This window comes from Vibrio sp. Vb1980 (assembly GCF_033338615.1).
Taxonomy (GTDB): domain Bacteria; phylum Pseudomonadota; class Gammaproteobacteria; order Enterobacterales; family Vibrionaceae; genus Vibrio; species Vibrio alginolyticus.
In genome coordinates, this window is record NZ_JAWOSZ010000001.1 from 524,054 (window position 1) to 545,792 (window position 21,739).

15 protein-coding genes are annotated in these 21,739 nt (G+C 42.9%); 6 read left to right on the plus strand and 9 right to left on the minus strand.

What is annotated here, in order from left to right; translation table 11 throughout:
• The first annotated feature begins 7 nt into the window (after nucleotides 1–7).
• Together R7F64_RS02330 and angU are read left to right on the plus strand one after the other, a co-directional pair.
• A complete protein-coding gene (locus R7F64_RS02330; RefSeq protein WP_047101768.1) occupies nucleotides 8–2,872 on the plus strand; it encodes a condensation domain-containing protein in 2,865 nt (954 codons plus the stop codon).
• 145 nt (nucleotides 2,873–3,017) lie between these two features.
• Entirely contained in the window at nucleotides 3,018–4,343 is a 1,326-nt protein-coding gene (gene angU, locus R7F64_RS02335; protein WP_047101766.1) for an anguibactin biosynthesis histamine N-monooxygenase AngU, read from the plus strand.
• An 89-nt stretch (nucleotides 4,344–4,432) separates the two neighbouring features.
• Here the strand turns inward: angU and R7F64_RS02340 are convergent, their stop codons facing one another.
• The 6 genes from R7F64_RS02340 to R7F64_RS02365 form a co-directional block, all read right to left on the minus strand.
• Nucleotides 4,433–5,191, minus strand: a complete 759-nt coding sequence (locus R7F64_RS02340; protein WP_235429172.1) for a thioesterase II family protein — start codon at nucleotides 5,189–5,191, stop codon at nucleotides 4,433–4,435.
• Nucleotides 5,188–8,316, minus strand: a complete 3,129-nt coding sequence (locus R7F64_RS02345) for an amino acid adenylation domain-containing protein (RefSeq protein WP_318071416.1) — start codon at nucleotides 8,314–8,316, stop codon at nucleotides 5,188–5,190. Before R7F64_RS02345 ends, R7F64_RS02340 begins: the two co-directional genes overlap by 4 nt.
• A 74-nt stretch (nucleotides 8,317–8,390) precedes the next feature.
• Nucleotides 8,391–10,571 (minus strand): TonB-dependent receptor, encoded by a 2,181-nt coding sequence (locus R7F64_RS02350; protein ID WP_005375288.1) that lies wholly within the window; start codon nucleotides 10,569–10,571, stop codon nucleotides 8,391–8,393.
• Between the two features lie 94 nt (nucleotides 10,572–10,665).
• Entirely contained in the window at nucleotides 10,666–11,634 is a 969-nt protein-coding gene (locus tag R7F64_RS02355; protein ID WP_031778891.1) for a siderophore ABC transporter substrate-binding protein, read from the minus strand.
• Nucleotides 11,635–11,687: 53 nt separating this feature from the next.
• A complete protein-coding gene (locus R7F64_RS02360; protein WP_047101760.1) occupies nucleotides 11,688–12,641 on the minus strand; it encodes an iron chelate uptake ABC transporter family permease subunit in 954 nt (317 codons plus the stop codon).
• On the minus strand, nucleotides 12,638–13,582 hold the full coding sequence (locus R7F64_RS02365) for an iron ABC transporter permease (protein ID WP_047101759.1): 945 nt from the start codon (nucleotides 13,580–13,582) through the stop codon (nucleotides 12,638–12,640). Before R7F64_RS02365 ends, R7F64_RS02360 begins: the two co-directional genes overlap by 4 nt.
• A 412-nt stretch (nucleotides 13,583–13,994) precedes the next feature.
• On the opposite strand from R7F64_RS02365, the gene R7F64_RS02370 reads away from it, so the two are divergent.
• From R7F64_RS02370 to R7F64_RS02380, 3 genes are all read left to right on the plus strand, one after another.
• Nucleotides 13,995–16,130, plus strand: coding sequence for a condensation domain-containing protein (locus R7F64_RS02370; RefSeq protein ID WP_085569335.1), 2,136 nt, complete (start codon nucleotides 13,995–13,997; stop codon nucleotides 16,128–16,130).
• 135 nt (nucleotides 16,131–16,265) lie between these two features.
• Nucleotides 16,266–17,042: a 2,3-dihydro-2,3-dihydroxybenzoate dehydrogenase gene (locus tag R7F64_RS02375; RefSeq protein ID WP_115386762.1), complete on the plus strand. Its 777-nt coding sequence runs from the start codon at nucleotides 16,266–16,268 to the stop codon at nucleotides 17,040–17,042.
• Nucleotides 17,043–17,141: 99 nt separating this feature from the next.
• Nucleotides 17,142–17,852: a 4'-phosphopantetheinyl transferase family protein gene (locus R7F64_RS02380; RefSeq protein ID WP_052767693.1), complete on the plus strand. Its 711-nt coding sequence runs from the start codon at nucleotides 17,142–17,144 to the stop codon at nucleotides 17,850–17,852.
• A 398-nt stretch (nucleotides 17,853–18,250) separates the two neighbouring features.
• Here R7F64_RS02380 and R7F64_RS02385 read toward each other — a convergent pair whose 3' ends face one another.
• Nucleotides 18,251–19,171, minus strand: coding sequence for a M14 family metallocarboxypeptidase (locus R7F64_RS02385; protein WP_047101755.1), 921 nt, complete (start codon nucleotides 19,169–19,171; stop codon nucleotides 18,251–18,253).
• A gap of 172 nt (nucleotides 19,172–19,343) precedes the next feature.
• Between R7F64_RS02385 and R7F64_RS02390 the strand changes: the two genes are divergently transcribed.
• Nucleotides 19,344–20,249: a DUF808 domain-containing protein gene (locus R7F64_RS02390; protein WP_318071417.1), complete on the plus strand. Its 906-nt coding sequence runs from the start codon at nucleotides 19,344–19,346 to the stop codon at nucleotides 20,247–20,249.
• 95 nt (nucleotides 20,250–20,344) lie between these two features.
• Here R7F64_RS02390 and pyrC read toward each other — a convergent pair whose 3' ends face one another.
• Together pyrC and R7F64_RS02400 are read right to left on the minus strand one after the other, a co-directional pair.
• Nucleotides 20,345–21,373 carry a dihydroorotase gene (gene pyrC / locus R7F64_RS02395; protein ID WP_318071418.1) on the minus strand — a complete coding sequence of 343 codons (1,029 nt, stop codon included), beginning with the start codon at nucleotides 21,371–21,373 and terminating at the stop codon, nucleotides 20,345–20,347.
• A gap of 155 nt (nucleotides 21,374–21,528) precedes the next feature.
• A complete protein-coding gene (locus R7F64_RS02400; protein WP_005375297.1) occupies nucleotides 21,529–21,693 on the minus strand; it encodes a YqaE/Pmp3 family membrane protein in 165 nt (54 codons plus the stop codon).
• Nucleotides 21,694–21,739 lie beyond the last annotated feature (46 nt).

Consider the following 21,739-nt stretch of genomic DNA (forward strand, 5'->3'; position numbering starts at 1 on the left):
AAAGCTGATGAGTGATTTAACACCAATGCAGGCCGCATGTTGGTTTGGAAGAGAAGCTAATGCCAAACTTGGCGGTGTTGCATCCCACCTTTACACCGAATTCGATGGCGAGAACATCAACTTAGAGAAGCTCAATTTAGCTCTAGTAAGTTTGTACCACAGACATGAAATGCTAAGACTTAAAGTTGATGAATTCGGCCTTGGTTCTATCGTAGATGTGCCCAACCATAGCCTGTTAGAAATCGACGACTTTAGCCTGCTATCTAAAGATGAGCAGAATCAAGCATTGAGTCGTAAGAGAGATAAGTGGGCCCATCAGATGCTTGATTTGACTCAAGGTCAAGCGGCAAAGTTCTCCGTGAGTTTACTATCAGATGGTGCATTTCGATTACATATCGATACCGATATGATTGCTATAGACCCAGATAGCTGTCGTATTTTAATTGAAGATTTTGCAAAGCTTTACGAGGGCGTTCCTTTAAAATTCATCGATCATTTGACCTTTTTCACTTGGCATGATTTAGCGAAAACCGATCCAGACCTAAAGTTACAACGAAAGGCTGATAGGCAGTGGTGGAAATCTCAGTTAGCAAGTATTGCTCCAGCGCCTTCATTGCCACTACCAGACTACAATCCCAGTCAATTTGAAAGCCATCATTATTCAGCTCGGCTTGAACCTGAGCAGCGAAAAGCTCTTTTATCTGTTGCCCGACAACACTTGATAACACCCGCAAATCTGATGCTGGGTTTGTTTGCAAGAGCATTAGGTAAAGCAACCGGAGATACCGCGTTTAGAATTAACGTCCCTACATTTTGGCGTCCCCCAATTGTTGAAGGCACAAATGATTTAGTAGGGGACTTCGTTAATTTTGTCGTTCTCAGTGTAGATATGAATGGTTCTAAAACTCTCATTGATTTTTGCCACCTAGTCGCTATTAAAATGTCGTCGCTACTTGGGCATAGTCGTTATGATGGTGTGAATGTAATGCGAGATCTTTCGGTACATCATGGCAGTGCGCAGCTTGCACCGATCGTTTTTACATCGGCAATTGATTTACCTAGTGGTGACCTATTCTCCCGTCGAGTCCACAAGCATTTTGGCAAGATGAACTGGACTATTTCGCAAGGCTCTCAAGTCGCGCTTGACTCCCAGGTTGTGAGTATTGATGGCGGTATCATGATCAATTGGGATGTTCGGCACGAAGCCTTGCCAAAGGAATGGACGTCGCCGATGTTCGAGCACTTTGTCGCTTTGACGAAAAGTGTTATTTCTGACCCGAGCTTATTGGTTGCCCCGTTGGAAAACTTACAAACGAAACTGATTTGCCAAACGTGTTTAACAGCAGAGCTGACCCCGATGCAGCGAGCCTATTTACTAGGTAGGACGACACAAATGCCTCTTGGAGGCGTTGCAATGCAAGAGATGTTGGAGTACCGAGGTGTGCTTTCAGCAGTGTGTATTCGTCGTCGATTGTCGAAAATGGTGGCCAACTATCCAAGCCTGAGGAAGTTTATTGATAGCAAGTCACTCAAGTTACGTGTAAGTAAATGCCCACAACTTAACTTAAATCATGTGGATTTAAGTCAGTTGAAAACAGATATGGTGGAGGAGGAACTGGGACGTTTTAGATATAGATATAGCCATGAAATCTTTGATTTAGAACAGCCGTTATGGAATATCACGACTTTTACTCTCCCTGACGCTAAAACTCACGTTTTTGCTCGTTTTGATGCATTGATTCTTGATGCTCGCTCTATCGCATCTTTGTTGGTGGAACTATTTGAGGGAGAGGCACCATCCATTCCCCGCATTGATAATGAACCTAACGGTGAAGACGTGATAACTCAACGCGCCAAGGACGAAAAATATTGGATGAATAAACTGTCTACTGTTGAAGGGATAATGCGCTTCCCTTGGCATAAATCGCTCGAGTCGATCTCTTCGTCTAGATATAAGAGGCAGAGTCTCGAAATTGGTAAAGATACAATGGAAAAGCTAGTCCGAGTAGGCGGGAAACACGGGTTATACAAGAATACGGTGATGATGTCAGCTGCGATGGAAGCACTGTCTTCTCTTGTCAGTGATGGCAAGCTGTGTGTGGCCGTTCCAGTATTACCGATGATAAGTACATCTTATGCAAGTGAATCGACTTTTATTGCTTTGCAGTGGGATACTAGTCAAAACGAATTTCTTCAACGAGCACAGGCATTGCAAGCAGATATGTTAGAAGGCCTAGAGCACCTCTCATTTTCTGGTGTGGATTTAGCGCGTACGTTATTTGATAGATGCAGGCCAGGGCCGACACTTCCTATCGTCATCACCAATGGTTTGTCTTGGCCTGCGTTAAGTGACAATGCACCGATGACACTTCAACGTGGTTTAACACAAACTCCCCAAGTAGCTATCGACGTACGCTTTGTCGCACAGGCAGGGGGCTCAATCATGTTTAGTATCGATTATGCCAGTGAAGCGGTTGTGGATGAGTTAGTGAAACTGATATTGGATCGTATTGACATGATTTTTAATCACATGATTCAAACTTCTAAATTTGAAGTCGTATTGAATAAACAATTATCACCTGATGAATCAAGAGTCATAGAACTATTGGACTCACCTCCCAAGGAAGCCAGTACTGTTGATTCAACAAAGCAGATTATTTTTGATATCTACTGCAGAGTTATTGGTCGGAAAGCAGACGACGATATCGATGAAAATATGCTTTTCGCTCAGTTGGGACTTCGGCCTAATCATCTAAAAGAGATCAGTAACGAACTAAAAAAAGCCTTGCCGGTGGAGTTGCCAGTGAAGCAGCTCATACGTTGCAAAGACGCAAACGATGTAACAGCACTCGCTCTGCAACAAGGATTGTAGGCTGCGCTCTGATCGTTTTGTTCAATTATAGACGTGAAATGAGTTTACCAAAGAAAGATGGAGACTAGTAAGAAGAACCTAGTTGAGCCTGCTGCTTAGGTTTTTAGAACGTTAGAATATTTTTATCTCATATCAAGGAGAAAAAGTGAATATAACAATAAAAGATATCGTTGGTGTTGGCATAGGGCCATTTAACCTAGGGCTTGCCGCTTTGAGCTCTCATCATTCTGAGCTCGACGTTGAGTTTATTGAGCGCAGGCAAGAGTTTAATTGGCATAGTGGTATGTTGCTTCCAGGAGCGACCTTACAAGTTCCTTTTTTGGCCGACCTTGTCACTATGGCAGATCCCACTCATCCTCTGAGTTACTTAAACTATCTTAAGCAACACGATCGCTTGTACCAGTTTTACTATTATGAAACTTTTCTTGTTCCACGGAGCGAATACAACCATTATTGCCAATGGGCCGCAGGACAGCTAGAAAACTGCTCATATGGTGAAAATGTGGTGGATGTAAGATACTCAGAAGAGCACGAGTGTTTTGTAATTCAAAGTCAATTGAACAGCGGGCAAGTTAGGACGAGGTATAGTCGAGATTTAGCAATAGGTGTTGGAACTGTTCCTTGGTTGCCCAATTGGGCCAAAAATGCAAATCATACTTTGATTCAACACTCTGCGGAGTTTGCTCATATGCGTGAGCAATTAGCAAAGTTTAATAGTGTTACGGTAGTAGGATCTGGGCAAAGTGCCGCGGAATGCGTACTCAACTTATATCGTGATTTAAGTCCTGAGCAAATTGATGCCGGAGTAAGGATTAACTGGGTCACTCGTTCTGCTGGTTTCCATCCCATGGAAGCGTCTAAGTTGGGACAAGAGTGCTTTACACCAGCATATATGGACTACTTTCAAACTCTTTCTCGCGAAAAACGTCGTCAAATCGTTGAAGGGCAGGGGCAGCTCTATAAAGGCATAAGTGGATACACTATCGCAGAGATTTTTGATCTTCTGTATGAGCGATCCATTGGAGGTCATGAGCCTGGATTAAGCTTGTACTCTAATAGCCAAGTAAATGAGGTCGAAGTAACCGAACGCTCTCAGTCAATCAAAGTGAGGTGTTATCAATCACAGCAAGACCGAGCTTTTTCTCTTGATACTAATGCAGTTATTTGTGCAACTGGGTATGCGCATCAGTGGCCTAAATGGCTGGACGAGTTAAAAGGCTTGGTGCTAGCCACTGATGAATATGGTGATTTGATAGTTGAGCCTAACTTTGTTGCTCAGCGTTGTGACCAAGGTATTGGACGTGTCTTTGTTCAAAACCCGGAGACTTTCCAACATGGTGTTGGTGGACCAGATCTAGGTATTGGCGCATACAGAAATGCTTCAATCGTAAACCAAGCTTTGGGGCAGAACGTTTATCGACTGCCAGAAAAATCTGCTTTCCAGACTTATGGTACTCCAGTGGCAAACTAGCGATCTTTGACAAAAAAGAGGACATGCATTTTAAACGCAGGTCCTCTTTATGGGCCACCTTAAAGATGACCAGTTGGTTAAGTAAACTATTACTCTGCAACTTCAATTGATAAGGCTCTCAAACAATCAAGCATCATTTCTGGGTGCTCAGTAACATAGAAATGGCCTCCTTTGACAACAAGATGCTCAATCACGTTATTGCACCAAAGCTTCCATTCCTCCACTTCTGAATAGTAGGCTTCTTGATCTTTATCTCCCGAAACCAAAAGAGTGGGGACAAAAAGCCGCGCATCTCTATGTGGTGGTGATGAAAAAAGATACTGCTCTGTGGCGGTAAAGTCTGCTCGTAAAGCCGGAAGAAATATTGGCCACCATTGCGGGTTATCAGCAAGACTTATATCGCATCCTCCCATTTCGATTAGATTAGTAATGAAGGTTGTATCATCACATTCGCCGAGTAGTCTTCGACCTTTAATATGAGGTGCTTGGCAACCAGAGATGATAAGACCTCTAGGGGAGTGACCTTGGAGCAAGAGTTTTCTGCTTGCCTCGTAAGCGACTTGCGCTCCCATACTGTGACCAACAATGATTGTGTTTTCTATGGGGATACGGCTTGCCAACAGGGCTTGAACCATTTCTTCGGCTAATGATTCGATACTTTCAAGAGTAGCGTCATCAATTCTGGTTTCTCTGCCAGGGTAAAGCATGATTGATACGGATTCTTTGGATAGATTCAGATTCCGCCAAGCCCTAAAGCTGCCACTGCCACCGCCTGCAAAGGGGCAAACAATATAGTGTGTATCCTGATGCGTGCCAGAAGAAGCAATCGCGATTAATGGACTCATCATGAAATTCCTTGAGGCGTTGTTGATTTACACTTATCCATAATGAGAGCGAGAGTTTCAAGCGAAGGATAGCGATACAATACAGATAATTTGATTGGATAACCCGCTTGGTGGCAATGTTTAAGTACTTCAATTGCTGCGTAGGCGTCTCCTCCCATTTGGAAAAAATCACTCGACTTGCAGAACTCATGCACGCCGAGTACCTTGCGCCAAATTTCGGCTAACTTATGTTCACTGGATGTGACAAGTGGTTGATCTACAGCAGACGATTTGTTCTTTTTACGGCTTGTCATTTGAGAGAGAGTTTTGTGGTCGACTTTGCCGTTTGCCGTTAACGGCAATGCGTCTAGAAACACTATTCTTTGAGGAATCATATAGTTAGGTAGTTGATCGCTCAGTAGGTTTTGTACTTCATTTGTGTCTAGTCGCTTGGCGTTTTCTTGTTCAGGATCAAGGACGATAAATGCTGCGAGAGTCTTATCTTGCTTACCTACAGCGATGGCGATCGCACGTTGTACTTGGGGAATGTTGTTGAGTGCAACTTCGATTTCACCCAGTTCAATTCGATATCCACCTATTTTTACCTGTTTATCTCTGCGTCCCAAAAACTCAAGGGTGCCATCAGGCCAATAACAACCCATGTCCCCAGTTCTATACCAAGCACAGCCATCAATATGTAAAAACTGCGCTTGAGTTTTTAGCTTATCGTCAAAATAACCAAGAGCGACGCCATCTCCACCAATCCAAAGTTCTCCAGCAACCCAATCTGGGCAATCGCGTCCGAAGTCATCAACTACACGATATTGTTGTCGCGGAAGAGGGTAGCCATAAGGAATAGAACGCCATTCTGGTGGTACATGTTGGACATCAAAGACATTCGACCATATTGATGCTTCAGTGGCTCCTCCCATCGCGATAAATTTCCCGTCAGGTCGATACTGACGATAGCGGTCTGGTAAGTCTAATCCGATCCAATCTCCAGAAAGCATTGTTAAGCGCAGTTCAGAAGGCGCAGAGGACCTAAAGCTAGACGCATAAGTCAATAACATATCGAAAAGTGCAGGTACGCTGTTCCACATGGTGACGTTATTCTTCTCTATGACTCGACACCAAGCTCTTGGGTCTCTTCTTTCAGACTCATTCACTAGTACTATTGCACCTCCGGCAGAGAGTAGACCAAAAATGTCATATACAGAGAGATCAAAATGGAGAGCAGAAAGAGCTAATACTCGATCATTGCTATTGATTTGGTAACGCTGATTGAGGGCTATACAGGTATTTAGGGCGCCTTGGTGAGAGATGACAACTCCCTTCGGTGTGCCAGTTGAGCCTGAGGTATAGATAATATAAGCAGGCTTATTCGGCTCAATTTCTGGTGAAGCGGTCATTGGTATGCTCTTAATTGTTGCTTGCCAATCTAAATACGATAATTGGCTAGATAGCATTGAGTCCTTTGCATCAGACTTATCTGTAAGAACTACGTTTATACCAGCGCATTGGTAAATACCCTCGCGCCTTTCTTGTGGCTGATCGAGTGAAACTGGCACATAAACAGCACCAGCGTATAATATGCCTAATACAGCGACGATTTGGCCGACTCCTTTGTTCATACTCACAGCAACCCTATCCCCAGGTGCAACTCCAGCCTTTGCTAGCGCCCCTGCGCAGCTTTGCGCATAGCTTGCTAAAGTCTGATAGCTGAGAGACTCATGACCATGAATAACCGCTATTGCGTTTGGGAAGGTCTCAACGTTTTTCCAAAAACCATGATGAAGTAAGCCTTCTGGCAATTTGTGGGCTTCAGATGAGTTGAACGCATTACGAGTAGAAATTTGATTTTCTGGTAGCAAGATTGGTAGGGAGTGTGTCCAATCACTGTCTCTTTGACTGAGAGAGTCAAGGAGACCTGTGTAGCTAACCAACATTTCTTGGATCATATTTTTTGGGAATAGTGCATCATGGCTATCCCAATACAGAACAAGTTCGTCTTTCTTTAACTCCGCATGTAACGATAGCCAAGTATTGGCTGATTGGCGGCACCCCCACAACTCTCTTCGATTGGTTTCTGTAAGCTGGCTAGAGAAAGCGATATTGGCGGGGGCGCGATGAGCGTCTGAAAGCCGAGATAGCTGATGAACAAGTGAAAAAATAGGTTTCAGTTGACGAGGGTACGTGTGTTTGAAGTGTTTTTGGTTTTCTCGAACAAGAGAAAGAAAACTATGACCGAAACCAGATAAGTTGGCAAGTAGAGGCTGCGTGAATTGGCCGATAATCCCCTTTGTTCTATTTTTGGCGCTAGTATCAAACCTTAACATGAAAGTCTCTTGATGCCCCCATTGAGATAAAACTGCAGCAAAAATGGTCGCCAGCGTTAGCTCTGGTGTTACGCTATGATTTTTGCTTCTTGTTGCTAGCTGTTGCCACTTTTCAGACGGAATACTCACAGTTCGTCTGCTTATGCCTGTCTCAGACAATTTGTCTGGTTCACAAACTGTTGGGAGGTTTACGGACTTAGGTAGTTTTAATATATGTTCTTCCCATTCGGAAGAACTAAAAGTCATGCTTGTTAACTCGCTAGTGACCAAATCGTGATGTGCAGTGAGAGCTTCTGTTTGGCAGGAAAATGAGGGTAGGTTTCCTGCTAACATTTGATCCAGTTGTTCAAAAAATATCGAAACACTTTGCGTATCAACAACGACAGAGTTGAAGCGAGCATGAAGCCGAATTCTATTTAGTGGCAATAGACTAATTGAGATGCAGAGAATCGCTTGTGAATTACTTTTGATTAGCGCGGTACGAGTAAGTGCCAGTTGCTTTTCTATTTCTTCTTCCGATACCTCGCTTAACTCGTTCACATTGAACGCTTTAGTGTAGTTATTTTTAGCAATATGTAAGTAAAAATCATCACTGATTCTGGCATGCAGCATAGGGTGATGGTTTATAAGTGTTACGAGACAACGTTCTAGTGCTTCCTTTGATGTATCATTGTATTCGAATTCTTGATAGATAAAGTTGGTGATGGCTTGCTGTTCACTACGTTGCCTTTGGGTCGATAACTGCCAGCTTTGATAAGAAGTTAAGGGCAATATTGTGTTATTGCTAGGAGATAAATACTTGCTTTGGTTCATTGTGAATTCTCGTAAATAGCCAAGTGGAGGAGTGAACCCCCTAAGATGGAAGCCTAAGGGGGCGGTGAGAGGGATTAGAAATCCGCAGTAGCTGACAGCATCACTGTGCGTGGTGCGCCTAGAGCTAGGTCCGCATAGTGGGTGGTTGTCCAGTAATCTTCATCCAGGACATTGTTTACGCTAAGGCGCCAAACCACGCTTGTTTCAGCAATTTTTGAGTTGTAGCGTGCGCCAAGATCAAGAATAGTCTGTGCAGGTAATGCCTGAGTGTTTTGTGCATCAATGTACTGTTCAGACATATAGTTCGCTTGGCCGATAAGCGTGAGATCACGCATCGCAGGGAGGTTCCATTCTAATGCGAGTTTAGCTTGTAAATCGGGTAGCTTAGTTGCTTGTTTCCCCTCCTCTGTCACATCTGTTGCTTTTGTAATCTCTGCATCTGTATAGGCGATACCACCGATGAGCGTATAGTCCTTTGATAGTGTGCCGTAGAACCCCCATTCAATACCGCGATTGCGCTGTTCACCACCGAAAGAAAAAATGTTGGTATCCGGATCTTGGTACCCATTTGGCTTTTTAATCTCAAATAAACTGAACGTATGAGCAAAGCCATCCAGGTCAAGCTTCACGCCTGCTTCAGTCTGTTTGGTTTTTTGGGGTTCAAAAGCCTCTCCTGCGTTTGCGGCGCTAGAGCCTGCTGTTTTCCCATTCGTTAAGCCTTCGGTGTAGTTACCATAAAGCGAAACTGAGCTCGAAACTTTGTATAATGCTGCAAGTGCGGGAGTGTAAGTACTTTCCTTAAACTTGGTGGTAGGAAGCGACATTCCGTTCATTATTATTCCAGATTCATAATCAATGCTCTGGTAACGCAAGCCGAGCGTGATTTGATATTTCCCATCAACAAAAGATAACGTATCGGCAATGCCATAGCTGACCTGAGTTGAATCGACAGGTAAACCATAGTAGTTGTCGTAAACTGAATTTTCTGGTCCCCAAACAGGATCATAAATATTCGAGTTCCAAGGGGCTGGATTATTATTACCTGTTGGAGAATCATTTTTATCTTCTCTAAAGTAAGTACTATTCAGTACAAGGTGGTGTTCTACTGGGCCAATGTCAAAGTTGCTACGAACACCTATCTCACCTGAAGTTCGTTTGTTCTCAAGCTTAACTGATCCGAGAGATACCTCTAGGTTACCCTCGTTATCGATGATTTTGATTCGTTGCGGTACATTTGAATGAAAATCTGTACGGCTACCACCCAATGCGCTGTATACAGTTACAGAGTCACTAACGTTTAGCTCCCCGCGAATCATCATCCCTTTATCTTCGCTATCATTGTAGGCCCAACTTGGCGTCAATAATGTGTCAGATGGAGGAGGTGATGGGATTTTGAGACCAGAAGCGATGCTTAACCCACGGTTTGCACCTTCAACTCGCTCTGTACTGTAGTAAAAATCTGCTTCAAGGAAAGCAATGTCATTACGCCAATCAAGGCTTAATGATGCAAGTTGAGTTTTTTTGCTTTGGTTGTTTATCGCGGTGTCTCCATCTTTAAATGCACCGTTGAAACGAATACCAAATTCTTCATTTGTACCAAAGCGACGTCCAATATCGATATGTCCTCCGAATTGAGTGTCCGATAAGTAGCTGCCGGTGAAAGATGTGATTGGTGTTTCTTGTGCTCTTTTTGTCACTAAGTTGATGGTGCCACCAACAGATCCATTCGGTGGCATACCGTTGAGCAAAGAAGCAGGACCTTTAAGTACATCAATACGTTGATACATTTCAGGAGAGGTTCGGTAATAAGGAGCGATACCATACAATCCATTAAACATAACGTCGCTAATGTCTGAGTTGAAACCTCTTACTTTGAAACTTTCTTTGTTTAAGCCGGTTTCACCGCTGGTGAAAACAGAGGGATCAGAAGCTGAGATTACATCTGAGATATCGCGTGCTTGTTGGTCTTGAATGTGTTTTTCTGTGTATCCAATCGTATTGAAAGGCGTTTCCATGAAGTTTTTGTCGCCAAGCATTCCCATATTACTCGCGTGAGAAACTTTGCCAGCGGCATAAACTCTGTTTGCTTCACCATAAACTGTCATTGATTCATCTACGACTTCTTCAGCTTGAGCGATACTAATTGGTACGACAAAAGTACTAAATTGAAGTGAAATAAAGAGGGCGATATGACACGGGCTTGGTTTGTTTTTCTGTGAAGAGTCCATCGCTATCTGATGATAGTCATGAGTCATTATAGATTCCTTTTCTTTGTTTGGGCTAGCTCACATCCGTTCTGACGTCGGTTGAGTGTTGAATTACTTAAGATCCAACTCATTGTTATTAGATTTAGCTTTGGTAACCTTTTAGGATGTCATCAATTATGATTTTCAGAGATGTGATGCTTGCTGAAGTGATGTACCAAGCATCGGCATCAACAAAAACGACGTTGTCGTTTTTCCATGCTTTGGTTTGACGGAGTAGCGGGTTTGCTAAGTGTTCCGCATCAATGACAGGCTTTCCTTCCATTACTGCTGTTCGATCAATGATGTAAAGAATGTCTGGATCAGCTTGGCTAATGAACTCGCTAGAAATTGGCTGACCATGCAAACCTGTCTCCACTTTTTCACTCGCTGCTTTTACCCCCAGAACATCGAAAACGAAGCCATAACGAGACTCAACGCCAAATGAGCTGAAAGCACCATTGTTATGCATGACAACCAAAGCTTTTTCTGAACGCTCTTTCGTAACAGCGCGCACTTCTGCGACTTTTGCATCGATTTCGGCAACTTTCTGTTGGGCTAGCTCTTGCTTTTCAAAGATCTCACCAAGCTCTACAAGGTGTTTCTTAATGGTATCGACGTGATGGTCACGACTATTACGGTAGCTGATGTCAAAATGTAAAGTCGGAGCGAGTTGAGAGAGTTCTTCATACTGATTAGCATGTAGCGGAGTCATCAATACGAGATCTGGTTTTAGGGCATAGATCTTTTCCATATTAGGCTGAACTATCGCACCAAGATCCGCTATCTCAGGTGTGTCTTTGTATTTCGCTAGAAAGTGAGGAACAAAGTCTTTCACCATTCCTGAGATTGGAACATTTAGCTGATCTAAAAAGTCCACTTCGTTCATATCTAATGCTGCCACTCGTTGAGGGCGATGAGAAATAGTAGTTGCTCCGAGATTGTGTTCAATCACGATGAGCTTTTCTAATGGCTGAGTATCTTCAATTTTAGTTATTTCCGGCTCGCAACCTGATAAGGTTCCTAGAGCGCAGCAAGCAAGCACGATACTCAAACGTAGGGGGCTCTTAAACATGGGGTATTTCCTTTTTGTCAGTGAGTTGTCTTTAAACAGGCGAGTAACAGTTTTCATATTTGGCTTCTTGCTCTTATCGTGATGGCTAGGAAATATCCCCCACAAAGGACATTCACCAAAATAGAGACGGTGGTTTTAAAGTTAAATAAGTGCTCTACCAGAAGTTGACCAGACAAGAACATGACAATTGCAATAGCACAAGCAACGAGCAATATGTGTCTGTAGTTCGGTGCGCTAGTAATGGAATAAGCAATATTGGCAATAAAAATTCCCATAAAAGCCGTTGGGCCAATCAAGCTCGTCGAAATTGCTACCAAAATGGCGATTACAGCAAAGAACTTTGGTACATATTGCTTATCATTTAGTCCTAATGACATCGCTTGGTCTCGACCTAGACCTATCACATCTAGCTCGCGTGACCATCTGTTAGCAAAGAGTGCCAAAACGCTTAACGCAATACTGGAAAAAAGTAACGTAGAAGGTTTCGCTCGCTCAAACGAGGTATAGCTGAATCCTTGAAGGATAGAGAATTCTCCAGGGCTTATTCTGAGCTGGATAAATTGAGCAAGAGTTGTCAGCACCATTGTCAAAACAAAGCCAATCAGCAGAACTTGGTGCATGTCATGTTTAAATCTATTGAGTACCCAAGATTGAATCGCTAAGGAATACAACAGAATGAGTATTGCAGAGACAGCGAAATTACCGACAACGCCTAATGTAGCGATGCCAGAAGTGCCCGCTAGTAATAAGAGTAGGGTTTGCCAAACCAGATAAACCGACTCATATCCCATAATGGATGGCGTAAGAATACGATTACCAGCCAAAGCTTGGAAAATAACAGCAGAGATGGCCACGCAGCTGCCCCCAATAACTATGGCACCAAGTTTAATCAGTCTCTTGGGGATGACGTAATCAAAATCCCACCCAGAGCTTGTAAAGATAAAGGCGATAGATAGTATGCAAACGAGTATAATGCTCACTCGCATGTTTGAGTAATGTGATCTCATACTCGTGCTCCTTTCAAAAGAAACACAAGAAACATAACTCCCCCGATAGCACTGGCTGTTAATCCAATTGGGACTTCAAAAGGAAAGGCAACAACTCTGCCTATGACATCGCAAAAAATAAGTAACGAAGCGCCGCCTAGTGCAACGATTGGTAGGGTATTTTTAAGGTGATCGCCATATTTTAGTGCGACTAGGTTAGGTATGACTAAACCGATAAAATGAATGGCACCTACGGTCACCACTGTTATAGCAACTGTCACGGAAACTAGCATTAGACCCAAGGCGGCCGTGAACGCAATATTAATTCCTAAGTTGGACGCAACATCTTCGCCCATTCCCATCACAGTAAACTTATGTGCATATAAGTAAGTCAGTAGGGTGATGGGTAAAATCAAGAAAATTATTTCATAGTGTTCTTGGACCACTTTGGAGAGATCTCCCATTAACCAACCGGACATACTCTGTAAGATGTTGTTTTGATAAGCATAAAACTCCGCTATGGCACTTAGTACACTACCAAACATAAGCCCAATCACAGGTATTAACGCAGAGTTACTGAATTTAATTTTTCGTACGATGGCAATGTAGATAAGGCCAGCGGCGAAGCAAAATAGTACGGCGAAGAGCATACGTTCAAGCTTGTCTGAGGATGGAAGCATGACGATAGATACCAAAATACCGAGCTTTGCCGCATCGATACCGCCTGTGGTGCCCGGCTCAACAAAACGATTTCTAACAATATGTTGAAGAATAACACCACATATTGCGAGACCAGATCCGGTAAGAATTAGTGCGATTAGCCTTGGTAATCTGCTAGCAGTAATCGGTAGCCAAGCTTTGTCATCCATGGTCAGCAATAACGACCAATCTAGTTGGTTTGCGCCGACGAAAATTGAAGTTAAGCACAATAAAGTAAATGTGATAATTATCCGAGTATTCATGAAAAACGTGCCCCGAAACAAAAAGGCAAAGAGTTGCAATTAGTTTCTAGTTGGAATAAAAGTGGGGAGGAATACGCATAATGGATACTTTTTACTGAGATGAAGTCCAATTTCAATAAATCATAACCAAGGTTTTCTTTAATAAACAATACGATCACAACTTAATTCTCAAAATGTTGTCAGAGCCACTTTACAACTTAAAATTTAACGGATTAATTCGTCAGTTAACTCGGATTAGCTGACAAAAAACTCCCTTTTCAACTCAATATAATTATTGGCTTGACGTGAAATGCAAATCTAAATGATAATCAATCCTATCACCATTATTGTCGACGTGTAAGCAAATTAACACATAATCCTAAAAAATCAGGTCGCTAACATGTCAAGCGGCCAAGTAAGAGTTAGATTTTATATGAACAACGTCACTAAAGAGCCTAAAGTCCTACTTCCAATAGGCGAATATGAAGAGCAAGTTTGGATGCGACAGCTTCAAGATTCACAGAGTATTGAATGGAGGGTTTTTTGCTATATTATTGATAAAAAAAGCAAAAACGTTCTAATTGAACGAGCGTTACACAAGCTTGTTTTAGTCGATATGCGATTAAACCTTCGATACGGATTATCTGAAGACTTTGAGTTAGAGAAGTGGCATCTATCGGAAGAAAGCCAGTTCATTGACACTTTAGATTTAGCCAGTAAGCAGTTGCCAGAGTTGATCAAAGCAATGAAAATGCGCGAGTGGGACCCAGAGTCTCAGTCGCCATTTAGAGTAGTTATTTTACAAACTGAGCAAGAGAAGTATTTGTTTATTGTTACTCATCCGATATTAGAACCACATATTAACAATACAACTATCATTAATTTATTAAGTGTTAACTACGAAGCTTTGAATAACCACTCTTATTGTGCTGGTTTTAATCCGAAAGGTATAGATATCGCTCAGTTTTATTACCATGATGACTCTGAAAGTAATATTGAAGAAATAATATTAGCTGAATTTAGGGATAGTCTCGATGACCCTGATGTTGAATTAGATGACGACTTTTTTGAAATTGGTGGGCACTCACTGTTGGCAACTAGAATTATTGGGAACCTAATGAATAATCATGGTATCGAAGTTAGCTTTAATGACTTCTTTAAATTTCCGAGCGTGAAAGCTCTTGCTCAGTGTGCTTCGGTGCCTCATCAGTCGCCGCTGTCAACGCCTTCAGAAGAACTCGAAATGCAGGAGGCAACGGTATCAAGTTGCTATCCATTGTCATTCGCACAACAATTCTTATGGGACGCACATGTTGCTACTGGCAAGTGTGCGATTTTTAATTTGCCATTCGCAATGCGATTTGATGGAGAAGTGGACGAGGAGTCATTTGAGCTCGCATTTTCAGATTTATTGATTCGCCACACTGGCCTCAGGAGTTTGTTTGTTGATGACGAGAGTGGCGTAGGGCAGCGTATAATTGATGAGAAAGACTTGCCAAATTACTCTTGGTTTTGGGGAAGCACAGACGCTGGTAATGCGAACTTGGCTTCTGAAGCGGCTTATGTGTTTGATGTATCTAAAGAGCTTCCTCTGCGCGTACGATTCTTTAGAGATAAGCAAACAGGAAAGCAGATATTGTCTTTTCTGATTCATCATATGATCATCGATGAGTGGTCATTAAATAGTTTGATGTCTGAGCTTTCAAATGCATACATGTCGAGAGTTCAAGGCTTAGAACCCGTTTGGACAAAACCGGCGCTTAGCGTCCATGATTATGCTGTCGCGCAGAAGAATCGTGGCGCAAGTCCAGAAGATCTGCGTTACTGGGTGGAGCATTTGCAAGACGCTACTCAAGGCCTCTGCCTGACCGAACATAAACCTGAGCAAAAGGCGTCTGTTATTAATGCAATTGAAGCAAATTGGATAGAAGTCGATTTAGGTTCACTCGCTCATCAGGCTGTCTCTGCCTTAGCTAGAGAGTGCAACTCGTCTATTTTCAGTGTTATTTATTCTGCTATTGCACATGCTCTGCAGGACGCAGGAGACTTAAAGGACTTGGTGATTGGTACATCTGCATCAGGACGCGATGATGCAAAATACTTCGGCTCAGTCGGCTACTACACCACAATGGTCGCTCACCGAGTGGTATTTGACCCTGAGCAATCTTTTGTGAGGCTGATTGAACATGTAACTGAAATCATCAATGACTCTTTGCCCCACGCAACAGTGCCGATTGATATGGTTCAACGCGAGCTTGGTTTTGAGCCCAACAACGGATTATTGTTTGATGTGTATGCTCAGATTCATGCTGATAATGCATTGTATGGCTCACTACAAAATCCTCAGGGTGAATCGGTTTCGTACCAGCAAATCCTCCCAAATAAAACTGAGTCACTTTTTGGTTTACACTTTGAAATTATGGAAAACGTGGTCAACGAAGCGCGTAGTTTGCGCTTAATTGTTACTTATCAGACTGCTCGTTACAACGCTGAACAGGTTTCTAGCATTGGACAGAAAATGAAAGAAGTCCTCATCAGCCAGGCCGTACTTCAGGCAACACTAACCTAAAACGTATTATTGACAGTATTGCCATAGTAACGGCCAGTGAATGTCACTTGCCTAGTATGTCAATTTTTTAAGTCCCCAACATTAAAAGAGTTTACTTTCTAAGAAGTAGACTCATTGTTTTTAGTGGAAATCATGATGTCATTAGATAATCAAAGAATATTGCTTGTTGGAGCGGCAACTGGCATTGGTTTGTCAACTTTAGAACATTTACTGAACGCAGGTGCTCGAGTGCTCGTGGCAGATAAGCAAATAGACCTCTTGAATAAAAATACGCAAGTTTTGGCTCAAAGATACCCTACGCAGTTTGAATGCCGTTGGTTAGATCTAAACAATCAAAGCGGAATTGTTGAGATAGTGGAGTCTTGGCAGCAACAAGCTGCATTTGACCATTTAGTCTGTTGCGCTGGAGTGCTACATGTTGGAGCTCTCCATGAGTTGTCTATCGATGTGGTGAAGCAGACTTTTGAGATAAATACTTTTGGTGTCCTCGCATTAATGCAAACCCTTGCCAAGGGGATGAAATCTCAAGGCTCTGGAAGCATGGTGATTATTGGTTCTAATGCAGCTAATACACCAAGGAACGCGATTGGTGCTTATGGAGCCTCAAAAGCAGCGCTTCATATGATGGTGAAATGCATGGGAATCGAACTTGCTCAGTTTGGTATTCGCTGCAACATTGTCAGCCCAGGTTCAACAGATACGCCAATGCAAAGACAGTTGTGGACTGAAAATTATGCTGAGGCTGAAGTGATCGCGGGTGATTCAAGTCAGTTTAGGTTGGGCATCCCACTTGCAAAGTTGGCTCGACCAGAGGACATTGCTAACACTATTTTGTTTTTACTTTCGGATGCAGCAAACCATATCACGATGCATGACTTGCGAGTTGATGGAGGGGCAACCTTGGACAACTGAAAGAATACGCATTTCTTATGGTTTGGCGCATTTGGAAAGCTCGTCATGTTAGATATTTATACACCAGTTCTATTATTGAGGTGAGCACTTTTGGTTGAGATGAAATCTACTCTGGCAGCCAACGCACTTAACTTGAAGTTTGAAACGGAATGGATCGCCAAGAACATCGTAAAAGTGTCTTTGAACATTGACTATTCCACCAAGTTTAGAAGTAACTTAATGGCACTAGGTGTGAGTTTGCCTTCGAACTTACACCGAGCCGTTCAGTCTAGGCAGTGTGAGTTTATGGCTGGTCGCGCATGCGTACAAATGGCAATGTGTTTACTTGAGGCGTCAAACGTAGAGCTGCCCCAAATTGGAGCTCATAGAGAGCCTCTATGGCCGGAAGGCTATTATGGTTCCATTAGTCATAGTGCTACATGTGCCGTGGCGATAGTTGCCACCGATGAAAAGGGGTATTTTGGTATTGATAGGCAGGAGTGGTTACCCCATGAAATTGCGCGCTCTATTTCTCCTAATGTTTTGTGTGCGAAGGAGTATGCGTTTTCTACGCTGTTTTCTAATTACGCTGAATTTATAACTACGGTATTCTCTGCTAAAGAGAGTTTATTCAAGGCGATGTTTCCAAGTATAAAAATCTATGTCGACTTTTTCGTTGTTCAGCTTTGTTTTGTCGACTGGCCGCAGGGTAGATTAATATTTGAGGTGACCCAAGATCTTTCGTGTGCCTTTTATAAGGGAAAGAAGGTCGAAGTGTTCTTTAGGCGATTTGTTGATGACGTAGAAACTAGAATTATCGATTGTCTTTGATTAGGTTACTAGAAAAGTGAACGTTCGAGAGTACCTCAACGAACAAGAGTTAAAGAACATCAGGCTTAATATATTGCTATTAATCTGCTTAATCGGTTTTACTAGTTTAGGGTGACCTAAACTAGTAAAACTTCATTAATTTACACTGTAGGTGGCGAGTACAGCTTTAACAGCAGAGGTGCATATTGAGCATGCAGCTTATCCAGTGCTTGCGTTTTAACGCAACTCATATGTAATATCAATCATGCCACATGAAGTCATGGCGTTTTAATCTCTTCAGAAGTAGCCATATTAATGTGGTCATTTGTTAATGTTGAAATGTATCTCATATGAAAGATTGCAAGCTTTTGTGCTAAAAAGTTATACGAACTTATATTGCAAGGCGCTGTTAGTTCGGGTTATACAAGCTTATTTTTTAGGTAATCTAGACCACCCACAATAGCGAAGACTTGCGCATCGTTACATTCTTCGTCGGTCACCGTTGGGCTGTCTGGGTACACTTCCGTTGTCGTGCCGTAAACGCAATTTGTTACGCCGCCACACAGGCCCAGTTTTACCATTGGGTAGTTTATAACGCCAAACTGTACGACGGGTGAACCAATGATTTCGCCGTTTTCATCTGCTGGTGCAATGTGAGTCACTTTTGCAACTGACTCAATGACCGCTTTTTGGAAGTCAGGCTGAGGGTTTTCACTATCTCCCACCGTGTAAAAGCCATCTGGGATCATACCTTCAATGTACTCAATACCATCACGAGCAGCTAAGGCTGGACGGAACTCAGTTTCGTCAGAATCTGTCGTTTCATGTAGATCAATGTGCATTAACACATCGCCTAAAGTTGCAACTAGCTTTATGAGGTTAGCGGACTCTTCGGCAGGGCTATCCTTATAGAAAGAGCGGTTTGGATCAATCGCGTTTGGATTCCAGCGGTTGATCACCTCGTAACCCCAAGGGCTTACGCAGGGTGCAACGACAATATTGAAATGCTCTGCATAGCGTTCTGCTTCTGTTTCTACAAACTTTAATGCGCCATGTACACCGCTGGTTTCGTAACCGTGCACGCCGCCTGTGACCAACACAACAGGCTTAGTTGAATCCCAATTGCGTGTTTTGATACAAAACAGAGGGAAGCGTGCCTCGTTGTATGAGAGCGCACCATATTGTTCAACATCAAAACGCTCGCGTAGGGCATCGATTTTACTGACGACTTCATCTTGGTAGCTACGTTTTACTTCTTGCGTTGCTAACCAAGCTTTACGTTCTTCTTCGTTCCAAGGTTGGCCAGGAGTACCGATCGGGTAAATGTATCCACTTTTCATCTATACTTTTTCTTTTGACTGCTGAAAGGTATCACAAGACTAGACCTGTCTTATCTTTACAGCAATATAAAACACCATTTGGGGTGGTATTCTTTGCAAAATCATCACTTTGATGAGTGATTCATTGGTGTTACATTTTGTTACTTACTCAATTTCATATAAGAGACAAAAAATGGCTGGAGCAAGTTTACTCACACTGTTGGACGATATTGCCACGGTGCTTGATGATGTCGCCTTAATGTCAAAAATGGCGGCAAAGAAAACCGCAGGTGTGTTGGGAGATGATCTAGCGTTAAACGCTCAACAAGTGTCTGGTGTTGCATCTGAGCGAGAGATTCCAGTGGTTTGGGCGGTTGCAAAAGGCTCATTCAAAAATAAATTGATTTTAGTTCCTTCAGCTTTACTTATTAGCGCGATTATTCCATGGCTTATCATGCCATTATTGCTAATTGGCGGCTTATTTCTCTGCTTTGAAGGGGCAGAGAAAGTACTTGAGAAAGTGTTTCCTCACTCGCATCCGCACGAAGAAGAAGATGAGCTAGTTAATACTGGCGAGTCGATAGAAGAGTATGAAAAGCGTAAAGTTTCTGGTGCGATTCGGACAGACTTTATCCTTTCAGCAGAGATCATCGTGATTGCGTTAGGTACCGTGACAGGAGCCAGTCTTGTTACGCAAATTTTAGTTGTCAGTTTAATTGCAGTGATTATGACGGTTGGAGTTTATGGACTAGTCGCTGGGATTGTGAAGCTAGATGATTTAGGCCTTTACCTTGAAAGTCGCTCAAACGGTAACGGTTGGGTGGCGAAAGTCGGAGGGGCCTTGGTCGCTTTTGCACCAAAGTTGATGAAGTTGTTAACCATTGTAGGAACTGCTGCGATGTTTTTGGTGGGTGGAGGAATTGTGGTGCACAACGTGCCAGCCATTCATCACTTTGTAGAGCCGATTATTATGAACTTTAGTGGTCATTTGGTTGCTACAGCCATTTTGCCTATTTTACTGAACGGTATTATCGGCTTTGTGGCGGGGTTGGTTGTGGTTGCGGTATGGACGATGGTTGAAAAGCTTCGTGGTCAATAATCACATCTAAAACATGAGACGATAATAACAAGGGTCATGACTTCTTTTTACAAAAAGCATGACCCTGTTTTATGGGTGAAACGTCAGTAAAGTACTTACTTCACTTTCCACTCGATCTGTTCACTTGCTCGAATAGGCACAACGATATCATTGCCAAATGGCATCGTTTCTGGCACATCCCAAGCGGATTTTTCTAACGTTACCGTATCTGTGTTACGTGCAATGCCGTAAAAATCAGGACCGTTGAAGCTTGCGAAAGCTTCCAAGTTTTCCAACTTGCCTTCTTTTTCGAAGACTTCTGCATAAAGCTCTAGCGCAGCGTGTGCAGTGTAAGAACCAGCACAACCGCAAGCCGATTCTTTTGCCCCTTTCGCATGTGGCGCTGAGTCTGTACCTAGGAAAAACTTCTTGCTACCACTAGTTGCTGCTTCGATCAGCGCTTGCTGGTGGGTTCCGCGCTTAAGAATTGGCAAACAGTAGAAATGAGGTTTAATACCACCCACAAGCATGTGGTTACGGTTGAAAAGAAGGTGGTGGGCAGTGATGGTAGCCGCTACGTTGTCTGAGGCATTGTTAACGAAGTTTGCTGCGTCGGCGGTGGTGATATGTTCTAGTACGATTTTAAGATTAGGGAAATCATTGACGATAGGAGCGAGGACGGTATCAAGGAATTCTTTTTCTCGGTCGAATATATCAACATCGTGATGTGTTACCTCCCCATGAACCAAAAGTAACATTCCTACTTCTTCCATTGCTTCTAAAACGTGATAAATGTTTTTCGCATTGGTTACACCGGAATCTGAGTTTGTTGTGGCGCCAGCAGGATAGAGCTTGGCAGCAACAATGTGTCCGGTTGCTTTAGCCTTACGTATTTCGTCTGGTGTCGTGTTATCTGTAAGGTAAAGCGCCATTAAAGGCTCAAACTGTTCGCCATGTTGCTCTTTGAGAATTCGGTCACGGTAGGCTAGGGCGAGCTCAGTTGTAGTAACAGGTGGGACGGTATTTGGCATAATCAGCGCCCGGCCATTGTAGCGGCTGATGTCGCGAACGGTGTCTTTAAGAACTTCCCCATCGCGTAAGTGAACGTGCCAGTCGTCAGGACGAGTGATAGTCAGTGTTGTCATTAATTGCTCCCACCATTGAAAAGTTGTCTGATTGGAGCCTAAGCGCCGTATTTGCTTTTGAGCAAACGCTTGCGCTTAGGCGACAGGATGATAGAGGAATTGCCCTCATATTTCATCCCATTTTTCAATTTTATAAAGAGTGAGAGTGTAAGTGGTTACTTCATTGTTAACCAAAGCGCGTGGATCGTACCTGGTAGAAAGAAGAAACACGTCAATATTAGATTAATCAAAAAGTCTTTATTTAGACCTTTCTCCATAAACACCGCGACAGGCGGAAGAAAGATACATAACAAAATCAGAACCAGTTTTCTTGTATCCATAATTAAGCTCCAAATCGATAAATGGGAGTAGTGATAACTTGGGTGA